This is a genomic window from Amycolatopsis sp. H20-H5 (genome assembly GCF_035828755.1).
Lineage (GTDB): Bacteria > Actinomycetota > Actinomycetes > Mycobacteriales > Pseudonocardiaceae > Amycolatopsis.
Window position 1 is genome coordinate 85,577 of record NZ_JAYMZS010000004.1, and the last position, 12,989, is coordinate 98,565.

Annotated in this window: 13 protein-coding genes; 6 read left to right on the top strand and 7 right to left on the bottom strand. The window is 65.7% G+C overall.

Annotation, left to right across the window (positions count from 1 at the left end; translation table 11 throughout):
- Positions 1 to 2: 2 nt before the first annotated feature.
- On the bottom strand, positions 3 to 386 hold the full coding sequence (locus tag QMK34_RS03195; RefSeq protein ID WP_326411231.1) for an effector-associated constant component EACC1: 384 nt from the start codon (positions 384 to 386) through the stop codon (positions 3 to 5).
- Positions 387 to 1,206: 820 nt separating this feature from the next.
- On the opposite strand from QMK34_RS03195, the gene QMK34_RS03200 reads away from it, so the two are divergent.
- Both QMK34_RS03200 and QMK34_RS03205 read left to right on the top strand, forming a co-directional pair.
- Complete coding sequence (locus QMK34_RS03200) at positions 1,207 to 1,497, top strand: transposase (RefSeq protein WP_326411233.1); 291 nt, start codon at positions 1,207 to 1,209, stop codon at positions 1,495 to 1,497.
- A 367-nt stretch (positions 1,498 to 1,864) separates the two neighbouring features.
- Complete coding sequence (locus tag QMK34_RS03205; RefSeq protein WP_326411236.1) at positions 1,865 to 4,396, top strand: tetratricopeptide repeat protein; 2,532 nt, start codon at positions 1,865 to 1,867, stop codon at positions 4,394 to 4,396.
- A 120-nt stretch (positions 4,397 to 4,516) separates the two neighbouring features.
- Here QMK34_RS03205 and QMK34_RS03210 read toward each other — a convergent pair whose 3' ends face one another.
- On the bottom strand, positions 4,517 to 4,918 hold the full coding sequence (locus tag QMK34_RS03210) for a hypothetical protein (protein ID WP_326411239.1): 402 nt from the start codon (positions 4,916 to 4,918) through the stop codon (positions 4,517 to 4,519).
- Between the two features lie 334 nt (positions 4,919 to 5,252).
- Here QMK34_RS03210 and QMK34_RS03215 point away from each other — a divergent pair, with 334 nt between their 5' ends.
- From QMK34_RS03215 to QMK34_RS03230, 4 genes are read left to right on the top strand one after another with little or no spacing between them, the layout of a single operon-like run.
- Entirely contained in the window at positions 5,253 to 5,735 is a 483-nt protein-coding gene (locus QMK34_RS03215) for a hypothetical protein (protein ID WP_326411242.1), read from the top strand.
- Positions 5,732 to 6,349 carry a DUF3558 domain-containing protein gene (locus tag QMK34_RS03220; protein ID WP_326411245.1) on the top strand — a complete coding sequence of 206 codons (618 nt, stop codon included), beginning with the start codon at positions 5,732 to 5,734 and terminating at the stop codon, positions 6,347 to 6,349. The genes QMK34_RS03215 and QMK34_RS03220 overlap by 4 nt, the downstream gene beginning before the upstream one ends.
- Positions 6,346 to 7,683 carry a hypothetical protein gene (locus tag QMK34_RS03225; RefSeq protein ID WP_326411248.1) on the top strand — a complete coding sequence of 446 codons (1,338 nt, stop codon included), beginning with the start codon at positions 6,346 to 6,348 and terminating at the stop codon, positions 7,681 to 7,683. Before QMK34_RS03220 ends, QMK34_RS03225 begins: the two co-directional genes overlap by 4 nt.
- 45 nt (positions 7,684 to 7,728) lie before the next feature.
- Complete coding sequence (locus tag QMK34_RS03230) at positions 7,729 to 8,478, top strand: ESX secretion-associated protein EspG (RefSeq protein ID WP_326411251.1); 750 nt, start codon at positions 7,729 to 7,731, stop codon at positions 8,476 to 8,478.
- 53 nt (positions 8,479 to 8,531) lie between these two features.
- Here QMK34_RS03230 and QMK34_RS03235 read toward each other — a convergent pair whose 3' ends face one another.
- From QMK34_RS03235 to QMK34_RS03255, 5 genes are all read right to left on the bottom strand, one after another.
- Entirely contained in the window at positions 8,532 to 9,788 is a 1,257-nt protein-coding gene (locus QMK34_RS03235; protein WP_326411253.1) for a DegT/DnrJ/EryC1/StrS aminotransferase family protein, read from the bottom strand.
- A 70-nt stretch (positions 9,789 to 9,858) separates the two neighbouring features.
- A complete protein-coding gene (locus tag QMK34_RS03240) occupies positions 9,859 to 10,515 on the bottom strand; it encodes a hypothetical protein (protein ID WP_326411255.1) in 657 nt (218 codons plus the stop codon).
- 513 nt (positions 10,516 to 11,028) lie between these two features.
- On the bottom strand, positions 11,029 to 11,295 hold the full coding sequence (locus QMK34_RS03245; protein WP_326411257.1) for a hypothetical protein: 267 nt from the start codon (positions 11,293 to 11,295) through the stop codon (positions 11,029 to 11,031).
- Positions 11,292 to 11,657 (bottom strand): transcriptional regulator, encoded by a 366-nt coding sequence (locus tag QMK34_RS03250; RefSeq protein WP_326411259.1) that lies wholly within the window; start codon positions 11,655 to 11,657, stop codon positions 11,292 to 11,294. Before QMK34_RS03250 ends, QMK34_RS03245 begins: the two co-directional genes overlap by 4 nt.
- 937 nt (positions 11,658 to 12,594) lie before the next feature.
- Positions 12,595 to 12,870: a hypothetical protein gene (locus tag QMK34_RS03255; RefSeq protein WP_326411262.1), complete on the bottom strand. Its 276-nt coding sequence runs from the start codon at positions 12,868 to 12,870 to the stop codon at positions 12,595 to 12,597.
- Positions 12,871 to 12,989 lie beyond the last annotated feature (119 nt).

Consider the following 12,989-nt stretch of genomic DNA (forward strand, 5'->3'; position numbering starts at 1 on the left):
ATTCATTCCTCGACAGGTGCGATCAGCGCTTTGACCTCGCGAATCACTGTTTCGGGATCACGAGCCCGCCGCACGTTGACAATAACCTCACGACCGTACGGCGCTTTCACCGTGACGGTGATGTCAGCATGGCGCTGTGTCAACCAGGTCGACAGCGACTGAGCGAGCACGGCCCCGGCGCCGCCGAGTGTCACCACCAGCATGTCGACCACGCCGCTCATATGACCGTGTCGGATCGGCATGTCACGCCATTCCAGACAGCCGCGCAGCTCATCTTCACGCACGAGCCACCCGCGCAGCTGCCGCTCCGCGTCATCGCCATGCAAGCTCACGTGTAACTCGGCATCGCGTGCCGCTCGCGCATCTCTGGGCTGCTCATTGATCACGGGCATCTCCCCATCATGCCAGCAAAGCCACCATCCACCGTGCCTTTCCCGGGATGGATGGGCTCACCTGCGGCGTTGCGCAAGTCTTGTCGGGGCGGCCGAACGCCTGACAGGGTTGCAACGGGGATAAGTTCTCGTGTTCCGCGGTGTCGGTCCTTCAAGGTTTGTTCCCCACTTCGTCCGTGAGCGTAGATGGCGTTTCACGATGTGGTGTGCCTCAATACCATGAGGCCACAATCCGACACCTGCGAGGGTTGCCAGTGCAAGGACTAAGCTGGCGTCCGATCCAAATTTCAGCGGCTCAAACGCGGCCTGCACACCGACGGTGGCGAACCCGACAAGCGCGAATCCAGCTGCCTTTTTCATAAGTAGGCCAACTTGAGAACGCACTGCTGAATCTAGATCGAAGTGATCGGCCGCTTGATACGCTAGAAAAGCAATAGTGAAGGGAGCCACGATGATGAAGCACGTAAACGCAAAGGCAGGCTGTCGATAGAAAAAGGTTCCGGCTATCGAAATTACAGCCACCGCTGCGACGAACGTGGTGACCAATCGCTGGTAGTTTCGGCGGCTACGTCGACGGAGTCCGTTGAAACGGTTGGGGCGCCGTAGGCCGTTGCCAGCGCGACGTGCCGAGCGGCCGGTTGCTCTTCGTTTTGATTCGTGACGTGTCATGCCGCGCAAGTTTGCCAGACGGCTCGAGGTCCGCTGCGCAGAACTATAGACACCCAAAAATGAACTGACCGACTGGAGACGGTTGAGGTTCTCCCTTTGGGCCGGACACTCTGAGCCAGACAGTGGTCTGGGGAAGGATGTCCTGGTGCCACGTTCGTCGAAGTATCCCGAGCAGTTCCGCAAAGACGCGGTCGAGTTGGTCCACACCTCGGATCGTCCGCTGCGTCAGGTCGCCCGCGACCTGGGCGTGAACCACGAGACCTTGCGCGCCTGGGTCAGGACCGCCGAGAAGCTGGCCGGGCGGCCGTCCGCTGCGTTGGGTGGCGCCGGTCAGGATGGGTTGCGGACGCTGCGTAAGCGGGTGGCGGAACTGGAGGTGGAGAAGGAGATTCTGCGGGAGGCGGCCGCCTATTTCGCCAAGGAGATGGGTCGTTGACCTGCAGCTACGCGAGACGTGCCGATATAGCGGCCAACGTAAGCCTCCGCAGCAAACCGAAGCACAAGATCATCGTCGTAGGCTGAGGTTGGGAGAGTTCCCGGTGTGGTGGTCATGACCTCCATTGTCAACCCGAAGTTCGCCCGCCAGCACCGCCCAATCACCCACATGCGGCGTGAGAGTGTGTTCGGCTCGGGTCCGTTGGGGCCGGGTCACACCCAATCTGCTGGTGGCCGGTGAGACGACGCGGGCGGCAGGTCCGGGGGATGTGTCGGGTCACGTAGGTCGCTGACCGGTTCGGGGGTGCGGGGTGGAGTGGGAGCGGGTCGCCGCGGTGACTGGGCCGGGTGGACCGGGATCGGGGTATGTGGTTGCGCCGCGGCTGGTGCTGACGTCGGCGCATGTTGTGGCGCGGGCGGGTGCGTCGGTGGTGGTGTTCCGGCCCGGACGGGCCGGTGCGTTCACCGCGACCGTGGCGTGGTGCGGAACACCAGGCGGACGCGACGACGCCGCACTGGTCGTGGTCGATGACCCGGACTGGAACCCGGTAGGGCTTGCGAGGGTGTGCTGGGGGCGTTCGGTGACGCACCGCCCGGGGATCGGGTGCGAGAGCTGGGGTGTGCCGAATCTGGTCCAGCGCCCGGACCGCTCGATCGAGGTGGAGCAGCTCTCGGGCACGCTCAACCCGGGCGATCGGATGGTCGGTGACCGCTATCTGATGAAGCTGACGAGTCATCCCCCCGTGGGGACCTCGCCGTGGGGTGGCCTGTCGGGGGCGGCGATGTTCTGCGGTGACCTGCTCACCGGCGTCATCGTCAGCGACCCGGCCGACCGCGCCCACGCCGCGCTGGAGACGGTGCCGATATCGCTACTGCTGTCCGACCCTGGCTTCGCCGCGGTCATCGACGCTCACACCGGTTCTACCGGGCCTAGGTGTGAGCCGGTCGAGTTGCGGCCGCTGGCCGACGTGCAGGCGATGTCGTGGGCCGGGGCACCGGTCACGTCGCCAGCAGGGTTGTTGCCGGCACGGCGCGCGGTGGTCCCTTTCCATGGCCGTGAGGACCTGCTCGCGGACCTGGACGGGTGGGGCAGGCTGCCGGGGCTGGGGGTGTGGTTGCTACACGGTCCGGGCGGACAGGGCAAAACGCGTCTGGCTCTGCACTTCGCCGATCAGATCGCTCGTGAGGGCTGGGCTGTGCTCTGGCTTCACCGGAATTCCGAGGCTGTCGCGTTGCAGACTCTGGCCGAGGTCCGGGTTCCGGCGTTGATCGTGCTGGACTATGCCGAGAGCCGCACCGGCCAATTCGCTGAGCTCGCCGAGGTCTTGGCCCGGCGACCTGATTCGATCCCGGTGAAGCTGCTGTTGCTCGCCCGCACCGCGGGTGCTTGGTGGATCGAGTTGCCGGCGGCCGGTGACACAGTGCGCGACCTTGTGGATACCGCCAGGGTCGCGTCGTTGCCGGTGCTGGATGACTCCGTCGAGGCCCGCCAGGACAGCTACCGGGGCGCGGTGACGGCGTTCGCCGCGGCATTGAGGCGTGTTCCCGGCCAGGACCAGCAGCCGTGGGAGGTCGCCGCTGCCACGCTGACCGGCCGGTCGGCGCCGGCCGTGGGCGGGCGGACTGTGCTGGCGGTCCAGATGGTGGCATTGGCCGATCTGCTCGATACCGCGAACCTGCCCGCGACCAGTCCGGGTAATGATGCGGGGCGGGAGCCGGAGGACCGGTTGCTTGATCACGAACGTGGCTACTGGCGGACCGCCGCTCACGCGGGTCACCTCGACCTCACGGAGGCGACTTTGGCCGACGTGGTTGCCGCCACCGTCCTGCTCGGCCCTGCCACCCTCGGCGAACTTGACGCGGTTCTGGCGCGGATACCGGCCGTCGCGGATCTGCCCGCGGACCGCAGAGAGGCAGTGCGGGGATGGGTGTTGCATCTCTACCCCGGCGGGAAGGATCAGACCTTCGACAGCCTGGCGCCGGATCGGCTGGCCGAACGCTTGGTCGGACGCCTGCTCCTGGACGCGTCCAGACCCTCGGTGGTCGAGGGCCTGGCCACCCAGGCCAGCGAGGTGGAAGCGGAACGGCTGCTGATCGTGGCCACCCGCGCGGCGGCACACGCCGCGCTGGGCCCCCGAGTTGGGGATGCGGTGACCGCAGTGTGTCTGCGACACCCAGCGTTGCTGGTCCCCGCCATTCGGGCGGCGACACGCCTGGAGCAACCTGGCCCCTTGCTGCGGGCCCTGGACCAGCGCATTACGGACCCGTCCACCGGCATCGCGATGCTGCAGCGCTTGTCCGGCGCGCTACCTGAGCGAAGTCAGGTACTCGCCGAGACGGCAGTCGGCATCGCGCAAGCGCTGGTGGAACGACACCGGCAGACGACCGAGGAGAGCCCAACTCAAGAAACCGCCAACGGCCTCGCCATGAGCTTGAATACCTTCTCCGTCCGGCTGGGTGACGTGGGTCGGTGGGAGGAGGGGCTGGCCGCGATCACCGAGGCCGTTGGTATCCGGCGTCGGTTGGCCGAGCAGCGCCCCGACGCGTTCCTGCCCAACCTCGCCACGAGCTTGAACAACCTCGCTGTCCGGCTGGGTGGTCTGGGTCGGTGGGAGGAGGAGCTGGCCGCGATCACCGAGGCCGTTGGTATCCGGCGCCGGTTGGCCGAGCAGCGCCCCGACGCGTTCCTGCCCAACCTCGCCATGAGCTTGAACAACCTCGCTGTCCGGCTGGGTGGTTTGGGTCGGTGGGAGGAGGGGCTGGCCGCGATCACCGAGGCCGTCGGTATCCGGCGCCGGCTGGCCGAGCAGCGCCCAGCAGTACACAGAGCAGCACTTGATCAATCACTCCGCGTCCTTGAACAATTGCAAAGCATGTCCAACGGGCCGACATCGCCATGACCTAACCCTGGGCGTCGCCTTCGGACATCTCTCTGCTGCAATTCGCGTCATCCGCTCATCGGCATGAGCGTTCACCGGCGACTGGTCAGTGGCAGGTCAGTCATCCAAGAGACACGATCGTCAGGACGGCACAGCGCGCGCTCGCGCCAGAGCGTCAGCCCAGGCGCTGGTGTACTCGTCAACTGTCACCCAGCGCAGGCTGTGGAATGGTGACTCGTCCGAGCCCTCGGCGATGTAGACGCGGTCGGCGTACTGCCAGATCAGGATGCGCCAGCACTGATCACGGTCGCTGTACGGCCGGCTGATGTCTCCCAGCGGGACATCGGCCAAGGTCCACGTCTGCAGATCACGGTATATATCGTCCCACCAGGGGAAGCCTGCGATCTGTCGGCCGTGGCCGTCTGTGAACCGCAGTGCGGTGTTGTTGCCGCGCGCGAAGAACTCGATCTCGAAGCCAGCTGCCTGTGTGAAGAGGTCGCGGTTGCTCTCGGCAACCAGCTCCTGGTGGCTCAGCTCGTGCACGAAACCCCCAGCTCGATCTCGCCGCATCCTCGCGCGCCGGGGTCATCAACCCGCAACCGAGATCATAACGTCTACGCTGGTTGTCAGCGCTCGCGTATTTCCCTAGGTCTTCACATCGCACCAGTTGCTCCTGCGGTCACCGGCAAGCCGGTCCTCGACTACATTCAGTGACCTTTTGGTGCTAATGCGCAGGGCGGATGCTCCTGGGTGATCAATCCGCTACCGTAAGATGTCGAGGTTGTCTGACTTAGCGGTGGAACCGCAGGGCCTCGCGCGTCGTCACACAGCACGCGCGGGGATGCCAGTGTTGGGCAGAGGGGAACGTGGGCGAGGTATGACGCAACCAGAGAGCCAGCCGGGGCCGGGGGTGGCGGCGGATGCTGACCGTCAAGTGCGACTGCTTGCCGGCGCGGCCCAGGTCAACGAGGCCACGCAACCGGTCGCTGCGGGGCAGGGCTTCAGTCTGCGGAAAGGCGAGGCCCGCGACATCCTCAATCAGGCGTACGGCATTCGCGATCAGCTTGAAGACCTTAAGCGGCAGGCGGCGAGTCTGCAGAAGTTGACGCCTCCGGCGCAGGACCAAGCAAGCGCGACCTATAATCAGAAACTTACCCGCGGTGCGATGACAGGTTTTATGGTGTGGGATGCGGCGGCCGCGTTTGACGCCGGCGTTGATCAAGTCGGCACCGAGCTTACCTATATGAATACCATGATTGAGAAGCTGGAAAAAGCGCTCGGTATTACCGGCGAGGTCGAACAGCAAAACAAGGACGCTGTCAATAAGGCTGGATCTGGTCAGGAGAGTATTGTTTCATGATTCGCCGCACTCTTACCATTACCGTTGCCTTGTTGTCGTCGACTGCGCTGGTGGCGGCATGTTCGGGTAAGGGCGGTGGTTCCGGCCCGTCGTCATCGTCGACGCCGGCGGCCTCGTCCCCGGTCACGTCCCTCCCGTACGCAGGGGCTCCAAAAGTACAAAACCCGCTTCCTGTCTCGGTGTTGTCGACCGATCCGTGCGCTGCCCTCACCTCTGAGCAGGTGCAGGCAGCCATCGTCGTCGATGTGCCGGGCAAACGTGGCGACTTAGCCGGACTCGGCGCCGATTGCTCCTGGTCGAACCTCCCCACGGGCGCCAAAGTGGCCCTTACCTACGACACCGAAACCCACACTGGCTTGAGCGGGGTGTATCAGAACACTCAGCCGAAGACGAAGGCGTGGAAAGAGATGCCGCAGGTCCTGGGGTTCCCCGCGGTGGCGCACGACTTCACGCCGGGTGACTGCCAGGTCAGTGTCGGGCTCGCTGATGATCTGTCTATCGATGTGTCGGCCTTCTTGAGCAGCAGGAAGACAGCGACGGCTGACCCATGTGAGGCGGCGTCGAAGGTTGCCGGGCTCATGATCACGACGTTGCGGCAGAAGGCCGGTGCATGATGGGGTTCTTCGACGAGGTGGGAAAGGCGTTCTCCGGTGCCGCGGATGATCTGGTGCATGGTGGACGGGAGGCGTGGCATTGGACGCGGAACTTGTTCAACGACCAGGGCGTGCCGCCGTCGCCGATCGCTGAGCAGGTCGATCTAATTCTTGCTGGGAATAGTCGCGAGTGGCACGCCGGTTCTGTCACAGCGAAAGCGGTCGCTCAGCAGCATGGGGATTTGTCGACGCAGGTGCGTGAAATGGCGACGCGGCTGGAGTCCGCCTGGACGGGTCAGGCCTCAGATGCCGCCGGGGCACGGATACAGAAACTTCAGTCCGTGCTCGACTCCGCAAGTGCCACGTTTGACGGTAACTCCACCAACGTCGGCGCGGTCGCCTCTCATTTCGACTACACGCAGTCCAACGTCAAGAAGATGCCGTCGCCACCGCCGGAGACCAGTTTTTGGGACCGCGCGAAACCGTGGGACACCGACACCGAGAAAGCGGTCAACGACTACAACGCGACTGCGAGACAGAACCTCGAGCTGTACAACGCGTACTCCGATCACACTTCCACCAGCAGCGGCGCGTTGCGCGCCGACTACGGCGATCTGGGGACGTTCGCCGACGGCGATCTCACAATCGCCAAGGACCCGGTCACCCCGCCGCCGGATGACAAATCCACGCCCGGCGACGTTCACCACGAGAGCAGGACCACACAGCCAGTGACACCGCCGCCACCTCGGCCCTGGACGACACCCCTGTCCACCACCGTGTCGCCCGGAGACCACTCGGCCGGCGCTCACACCGGCACCGGGAGCGGTACTGGTGTTGGCTCCGGCGGCAGGACGGCTGTGCCACCGGGTAGCGTCCGCGGCGAAGAAGACACCGTGGCAGCCGGGTATGCGCCCTCGGCGGACCCGCCTGGCCCCAGGCCAGGCCCGGGCACAGGCTGGCTGCCTCTGGGTACCAGCGTCGGCACTGGCAGCGGTGCCTCGACCACGCCATATGTCGGAGTCGGCGACCTCGGCAACGTGACGGGCGGGAAGGCCCTGCCGGGGCAGCCCGGCGCCGGTGGCGTGCCAGGAGGCGGCCGCCAGTCCGGTACAGGGCTCCCGGGAGGGCCGGGCACAAGCGGCGGCGCCATCGGCGGGGCCGGTAAGTCCGCGGGCAGTCGTGCGCAGGGCGGGCCGGGTGGAATGGCGCAGGCTGGGCGTGGCACGAAGGAGGAGGACGCCGAGCACCAGCGTAAGTACGTCCTCGACAGCGACACCCTGTTCACCGATGAGGCCCGCGACGACCTGGACCCCACCACCGGGCTTCCTCCGGTGCCGCCCACCATCGGTGCGTAAAGCACCTATTCAACCGACGTCGGCGACTTTCGGAGTGAACCTACGGTGAGTGTGATCGATCGTCCGGTCGTGCTGCCCAAACTCGCGTTCTTGACGGTGTGGGACATGGTCGGTCTCGGCGAACCACATCCCATTTTCGGCACGAACACCCACTACGTAACCGGTGACGGTTTCGCGCGGGACCTACACGCCCGCACCATGGCGCTGCTTACTGAACATGGCTTGGCGCGCCGGGACCGGCTCAACCCGCTGTGGAAAGCCACGCTTCGCGTGATCGGGCTGGCGGGCCGTGAGTTCTACGCTTGGTCGCACCACTCGGGCGACGGAACGCACGGCGCAATCCTCGTCGCCTCCCACGACGGTCACGCCGTCCGGGTCGCCGCCGACGACCACGTCGTGTCCGTGGAGCCTGTAGCGGACAAGTGGCACGCTACGCACCTGCTTGACGCTCTGCCGGATGTGCCTGGCGCGCGTATCAAGACCGTGCGGGTGGCCGAGGACTTCTACGACGATCCGTACGCGGTGTCTCGGTCCCCGCTGGCCGAGCCCGTCGATACCAATGACATCGACTACCTCAACAAGGTGATGGCAGTACCTCGCGATGCGGTCCACCAGTTCTACACCGCCACTCGCGACGATGGCGACCGTGTTCGCTCCAGCCCCATCACTGCCCTCGACCTCACTGGCCAAGGACGGGTTCTCACCTACCGCACGGACGACGACCGTATCGTCGCGGAGTCAGGAACACCGCGACAATGCATCTCCATCTTGAACACCACCCACGCCGGGTTGTGACAGCAAAGGTTTTCAGCCGCGGCACTTCGGCGGTCTTGAAGCCGACCGTCGCGTCAGTGAAGCGCGTGGTGGTGCTCGGCCACCTTGCGGAACCCGGCGATGTACTGGCGGACGAGCGGCACGTCCTCTTCGTTGTGCCAGACCGGCAGCGTGAGCGTCGACCGGTGGACTCGTTCGGCCATAGGACACTGTCCTGGGCGGTAGGCGATCCTGTCGAGCTGCGGATGGTCGGGAAACAGCGGAGCTGGATCCTGAAGGAGGGGCAGCAGGTTCAGTGGGCAGGGCGAGTGGGGCCTCTGGAGTTCGTGGAGTCCCTCGGCCTGTAGCGCCTCCGCGAGCCGCTCTACCGGGAGGCCATCGAGTTCATCCGGTAGGTAGGTGAGTGGCATCCGGTACCAGGCGGCTCGAATGTCGTCGTCCAGGATGGGCACCATGACCCCCGGAACATGTCGCAATTCATCGCAAAGGTATTCGGCGACGTCGGCCCTGCCGTCCAGGTAGCCGTCCAGCTGCGGCACTTGAGCAAGTGCCGCAGCGGCGGCGACCGGATGAAGCCGCGAAGCCGATCCTCTGCTGGCGGCGGCATAGGGGCGCAGCGGATGAGTCGTTGGGACCTCTTCTAGTCCGTGCGTACCGCCGTAGCCGTGCGCCAGCAGCCGGTGGTAGAGGTCGTCGTCGTTTGTCAGGACCAAGCCGCCTTCATCCGCGGACAATGGCTTCGGGGTGCTCAGGGAGAACACCGCGGCATCGCCGATACTGCCCACTTTGCGGCCGCCGACGGTAGCGCCGTGGGCGTGGGACGCGTCTTCGATCAGCAGCAGGCCGTGGAAGTCTGCGAGTCTGCGCAGCGCCGCGACGCCGGCGGGAATGCCCCAGAGGTGGGTCACGACGATGGCTTTGGTGTTCGGGGTGATCCGCGCTGCCACCTCGGCGATCGAGATGTTGCCGGTTTCCTCGCTGTCGGCCAGCACCGGCACCGCGCCGAGGTGCAGGAGCGGCGTCACCGTCGCAAAAGATGTGTAGGCGGGCACGATGACCTCGTCGCGTGGTCGGATGCCGCTGGCGAGGTATACCGCGTGCAGCGCTGCGGTACCGGAGTTGGTGGCGACGGCGTGACGCACGCCCACGTACGCCGCCAGGGTGTCCTCGAGCTGGGCAACTACGTCGGGTGTGCCCGCACACGAGCTGGCCCCATGCACCTGGTGCAGCACGCTTTGGCTGCTGCAGCCGGCAAATGGGGGCCAGGTGAAGTGCGGTGCCGGTTCGGTGACGGCGGGTACACCGCCGAGCAACGCAAGAGGCGAACTCACAGTAGGTCCTTTCGGGGTGCAGACAGGTGGGAGTGGGCGAGGGTTCTGTCGGGCTCGTGGGCTGCTGGGGTCAGTACCGTTGCAGTACGCCGAAGTAGACGTCCCCGGCGACTTCACTGGAGACCTTGTATTGCTCAGCGATGTCGTCCGGGGCGTAGATACCGGCGTGGTCGAGGCCGGCCGGGTGTTCATGGACGAGGTCGTTGATGATCAGTTGCGTGGGTGAGAAGACGTGCCGCTCCGGTGTTTTGCGGTTGATTCGCCGTGGTCGGTCGAGCCGCGGACTACGCTTTTGCCGTTCTGGTGGGGTGAAGGTGGTCGGGGGGTGTGCGGCGACGGTCCGGTGGTCACCGTTGACGAAGCCTTGCTGCACGAGGATGGTGATGGCTTTGCTGACAAGCGGATCATTGGTGTTGTACCGGTGGGCGATTTCCCTTTGAACTGGTAGTCGGCCGGTCAGGGTCCGGTCGTTGATCGCTTTGGCGAGGTCGGCAGCCAGCGCAGCCAGCCGGTTCGCGGGTCGGTCGCTCTGTCGCGCAGAGGCGTACCTCCTGCCGTGCTTGACCACGAGTCCGCGTACGCCCAAGAGCGCGAAGGCGCTGGAGACAGTCCTCAGTGAGACTTGGTAGCGTTTTGCCAGTTCACTGCGCCTGGGAAACGTTCTGTGCCAGGGCGACTGCTCATCCTCCAACTCCAGCCCGATCAGGTGGGCGATCGCGTCGGTCAAGGTCGTTTGGCGATTCGGAGTCGGCATCTGACTTTCTTTCACGGAAACGGGATATCGGTCGCGTCGCCCGGGTGGCGACGGGAGCCGCTGTGGTGTGCTGGTCGGGCAGCCGCCGCAGGCCGTCCAGTACCCGTTGCATGACCGCGGGATCCGGCCGGTGCAACGGTGTGCGGGGGTATGGGGTTGGCGAGTTCTCCAGGTAGCGCCGCGTCCGGCGAGGTCGCGCGGCGGGAAGAACGATGGTCGGGGCATCCTGCTGGCGTGGCTCACGTTCGGCGGGCGGGACAGTCGGCAGCACGTCGGTCAGATCTGGATCAGCCGTCGACCGCGCTGTGGTCCGGTCTCTTTCGCGTTGCTGAGCGATCCGCTCGGCGATACCGGCAACTGATCGGTCGCGGTGGCGTTCGAGGAACTGACGGCGCTTGCGAGCACTTGCCAGCTCGGCACTGAGCCACATCGCGACTACGCCCACTGCTACCGCCAATATGGCGACGCTGACCCATCCCCACCCGTTCACGTGGCTGGTGGCGGCTCGGGCCCCGGCGGCTCACGCAGCGCGTGCCGCCCTGGGGCGAAAGGCGGCAGGATGAGTTCGGTGCTTGGCTTGAGCGGTGTCTCCGCGTGTGTGTGCAGCAATTCGCCGAGGCCGAGCAGCAGTTCGGCGAACTCGCGCTGTTTGGCCTGGGGAAGCTGCTCGACGAGCAGGTCGTTGATGACCCGGGGAATGTGCTGGTGCACCGCGCCCAGCGCCCGGACGAGTTCGATGGTTTCGGGGTTCACGGCTGTTCCACCGCCCTGAACCAATCCGGTTGTTGGGCTGTTGCCATGGCGGCCACGCTGCGGGCGCAGGGCAGCAGGGCTCCGAGTTGGGCGAGGTGTTCCTCGCGCTGCGTCTGACCGTGCGTGGTGAGTAGTGCCCACCCTGTTCCGTCCTTGCCACGGACCGTGAGGACGTAGCCCCGGCTGCGCAGGAGGTAGAAATGGCGCTTGAGCCGGTCACCGGAGATACCGGTGGCTTCGCACAGGAACGGGAAGCGGCACCACCGGTTCGTATCGAGCAAGCTCACCAGCCGCAGCCGCACCAGATCCGACAGGACTTCATTGGGTGCCGCGCGCAGCGACGCGGCAGCGGGTGTCGTCACCGAGGCACCTCGGCCAGTTCGTCAGCGAGGATCCGCAAGCTGACCTCCGAGCGCCACATCCGACAGATGACCACGGCGCCCGCGGAATCCCGCTTGAGGTTCCGCGCGATTAACCACCGTTGTCGCTGGTCGGCGAGGACTTGGCTTAATAGCGCGGTCGTCTATGACGTGGGAGACGGTGTCGGCCGTCTGCGAGTTCTCGTATGCGCTGCTGAGCTCAGCGAAGGTGTGCCGCTTCCTGCACGGTGGGCGTCCGGCGTGGCGGTTGCATTGTCTAGGGCTGCCGAGGTCCGGGGGGAACGGAGCGAACCCGGCGCCTTCGGTGCGCAGCGCAGCGGCGGCTAGGGCGGCCTCGTTGTCAAGGTCGGGTACGAGCCTCAAGTCAGTCATGACACCGGCCGGTGGTGTAGCAGGCGGTGTATCGCTCCGTGGCGCCGATGACTCGCCCGGTCGCGCTGCCGAGGGATGCCATTGAGTGCGCACAGGTCGGCGACGTCGCGCGGCAGCTCGCGTGGGTCGGGTTGTACGCAGGGCGCAGTGATCATGCGCGAGCAGCGGAGGCAACCCCGCCCACAGGTGCTGGTGGTGGGCTGGAGGTCGATGAGGTGTCCGCAGACGGCGACCAACGGAAGCGTGTGGTCGGCGCGTGAGGCGGCGAACGCTTCGTCAGTGACGTGATGCTCGCGGCCATCTACTGCGCAGGTGAACGGCGAGGTAAACAAACGGTCAGGCTTGCTCATGTCGGGTCCTGGGCGTCGGTGTCAGGGTTATAAGTCGGCGGGAACGTGCGGGTCGGGACCAGCCCGTTCCCGCTGCCGAGTGGGCTGGCGGCGGCGACGCGGGAGCCTCAGAGACGGCATGGGCGTGTCGGCTCGTTGACCGCATCGGCCGCCACCGGTATCCCCCGGGACCTACCGGACCGTGGCTGGTCGGGCTACTACGTGTTGCCAGGAGACGCCCGTGACTGCGACTCCGTCGGCCAGTAGCGGTCTGGGTGGCGGGCGCGCGTATCGGCGATCACCACTTGTTTCAAGATGGCTTCCAAGAGCTGGCGGGCCGCACCGGGCGTGAACACGGCGGCTTCACCGGGTGGGACGATCAACACGACCTCGACACCCTTGGTGAACACCTTGACGTCGCCGGGCCAACCAACGGCGTTCGTGCAGGGGATCTGGTCCGCGTCCGCAGGCAGCTTGCCCGGTCTGGCTTCCATTCGTCCCCCTCGAACAGATCGATGCTCTGCGGAGTCGCCCGCCATACGGCGTGCAACCTTCCAGTAGACTCAGTGGCGCTGGACCACTGCCTGTCTATGGAAAATTCCACATCCAGCGA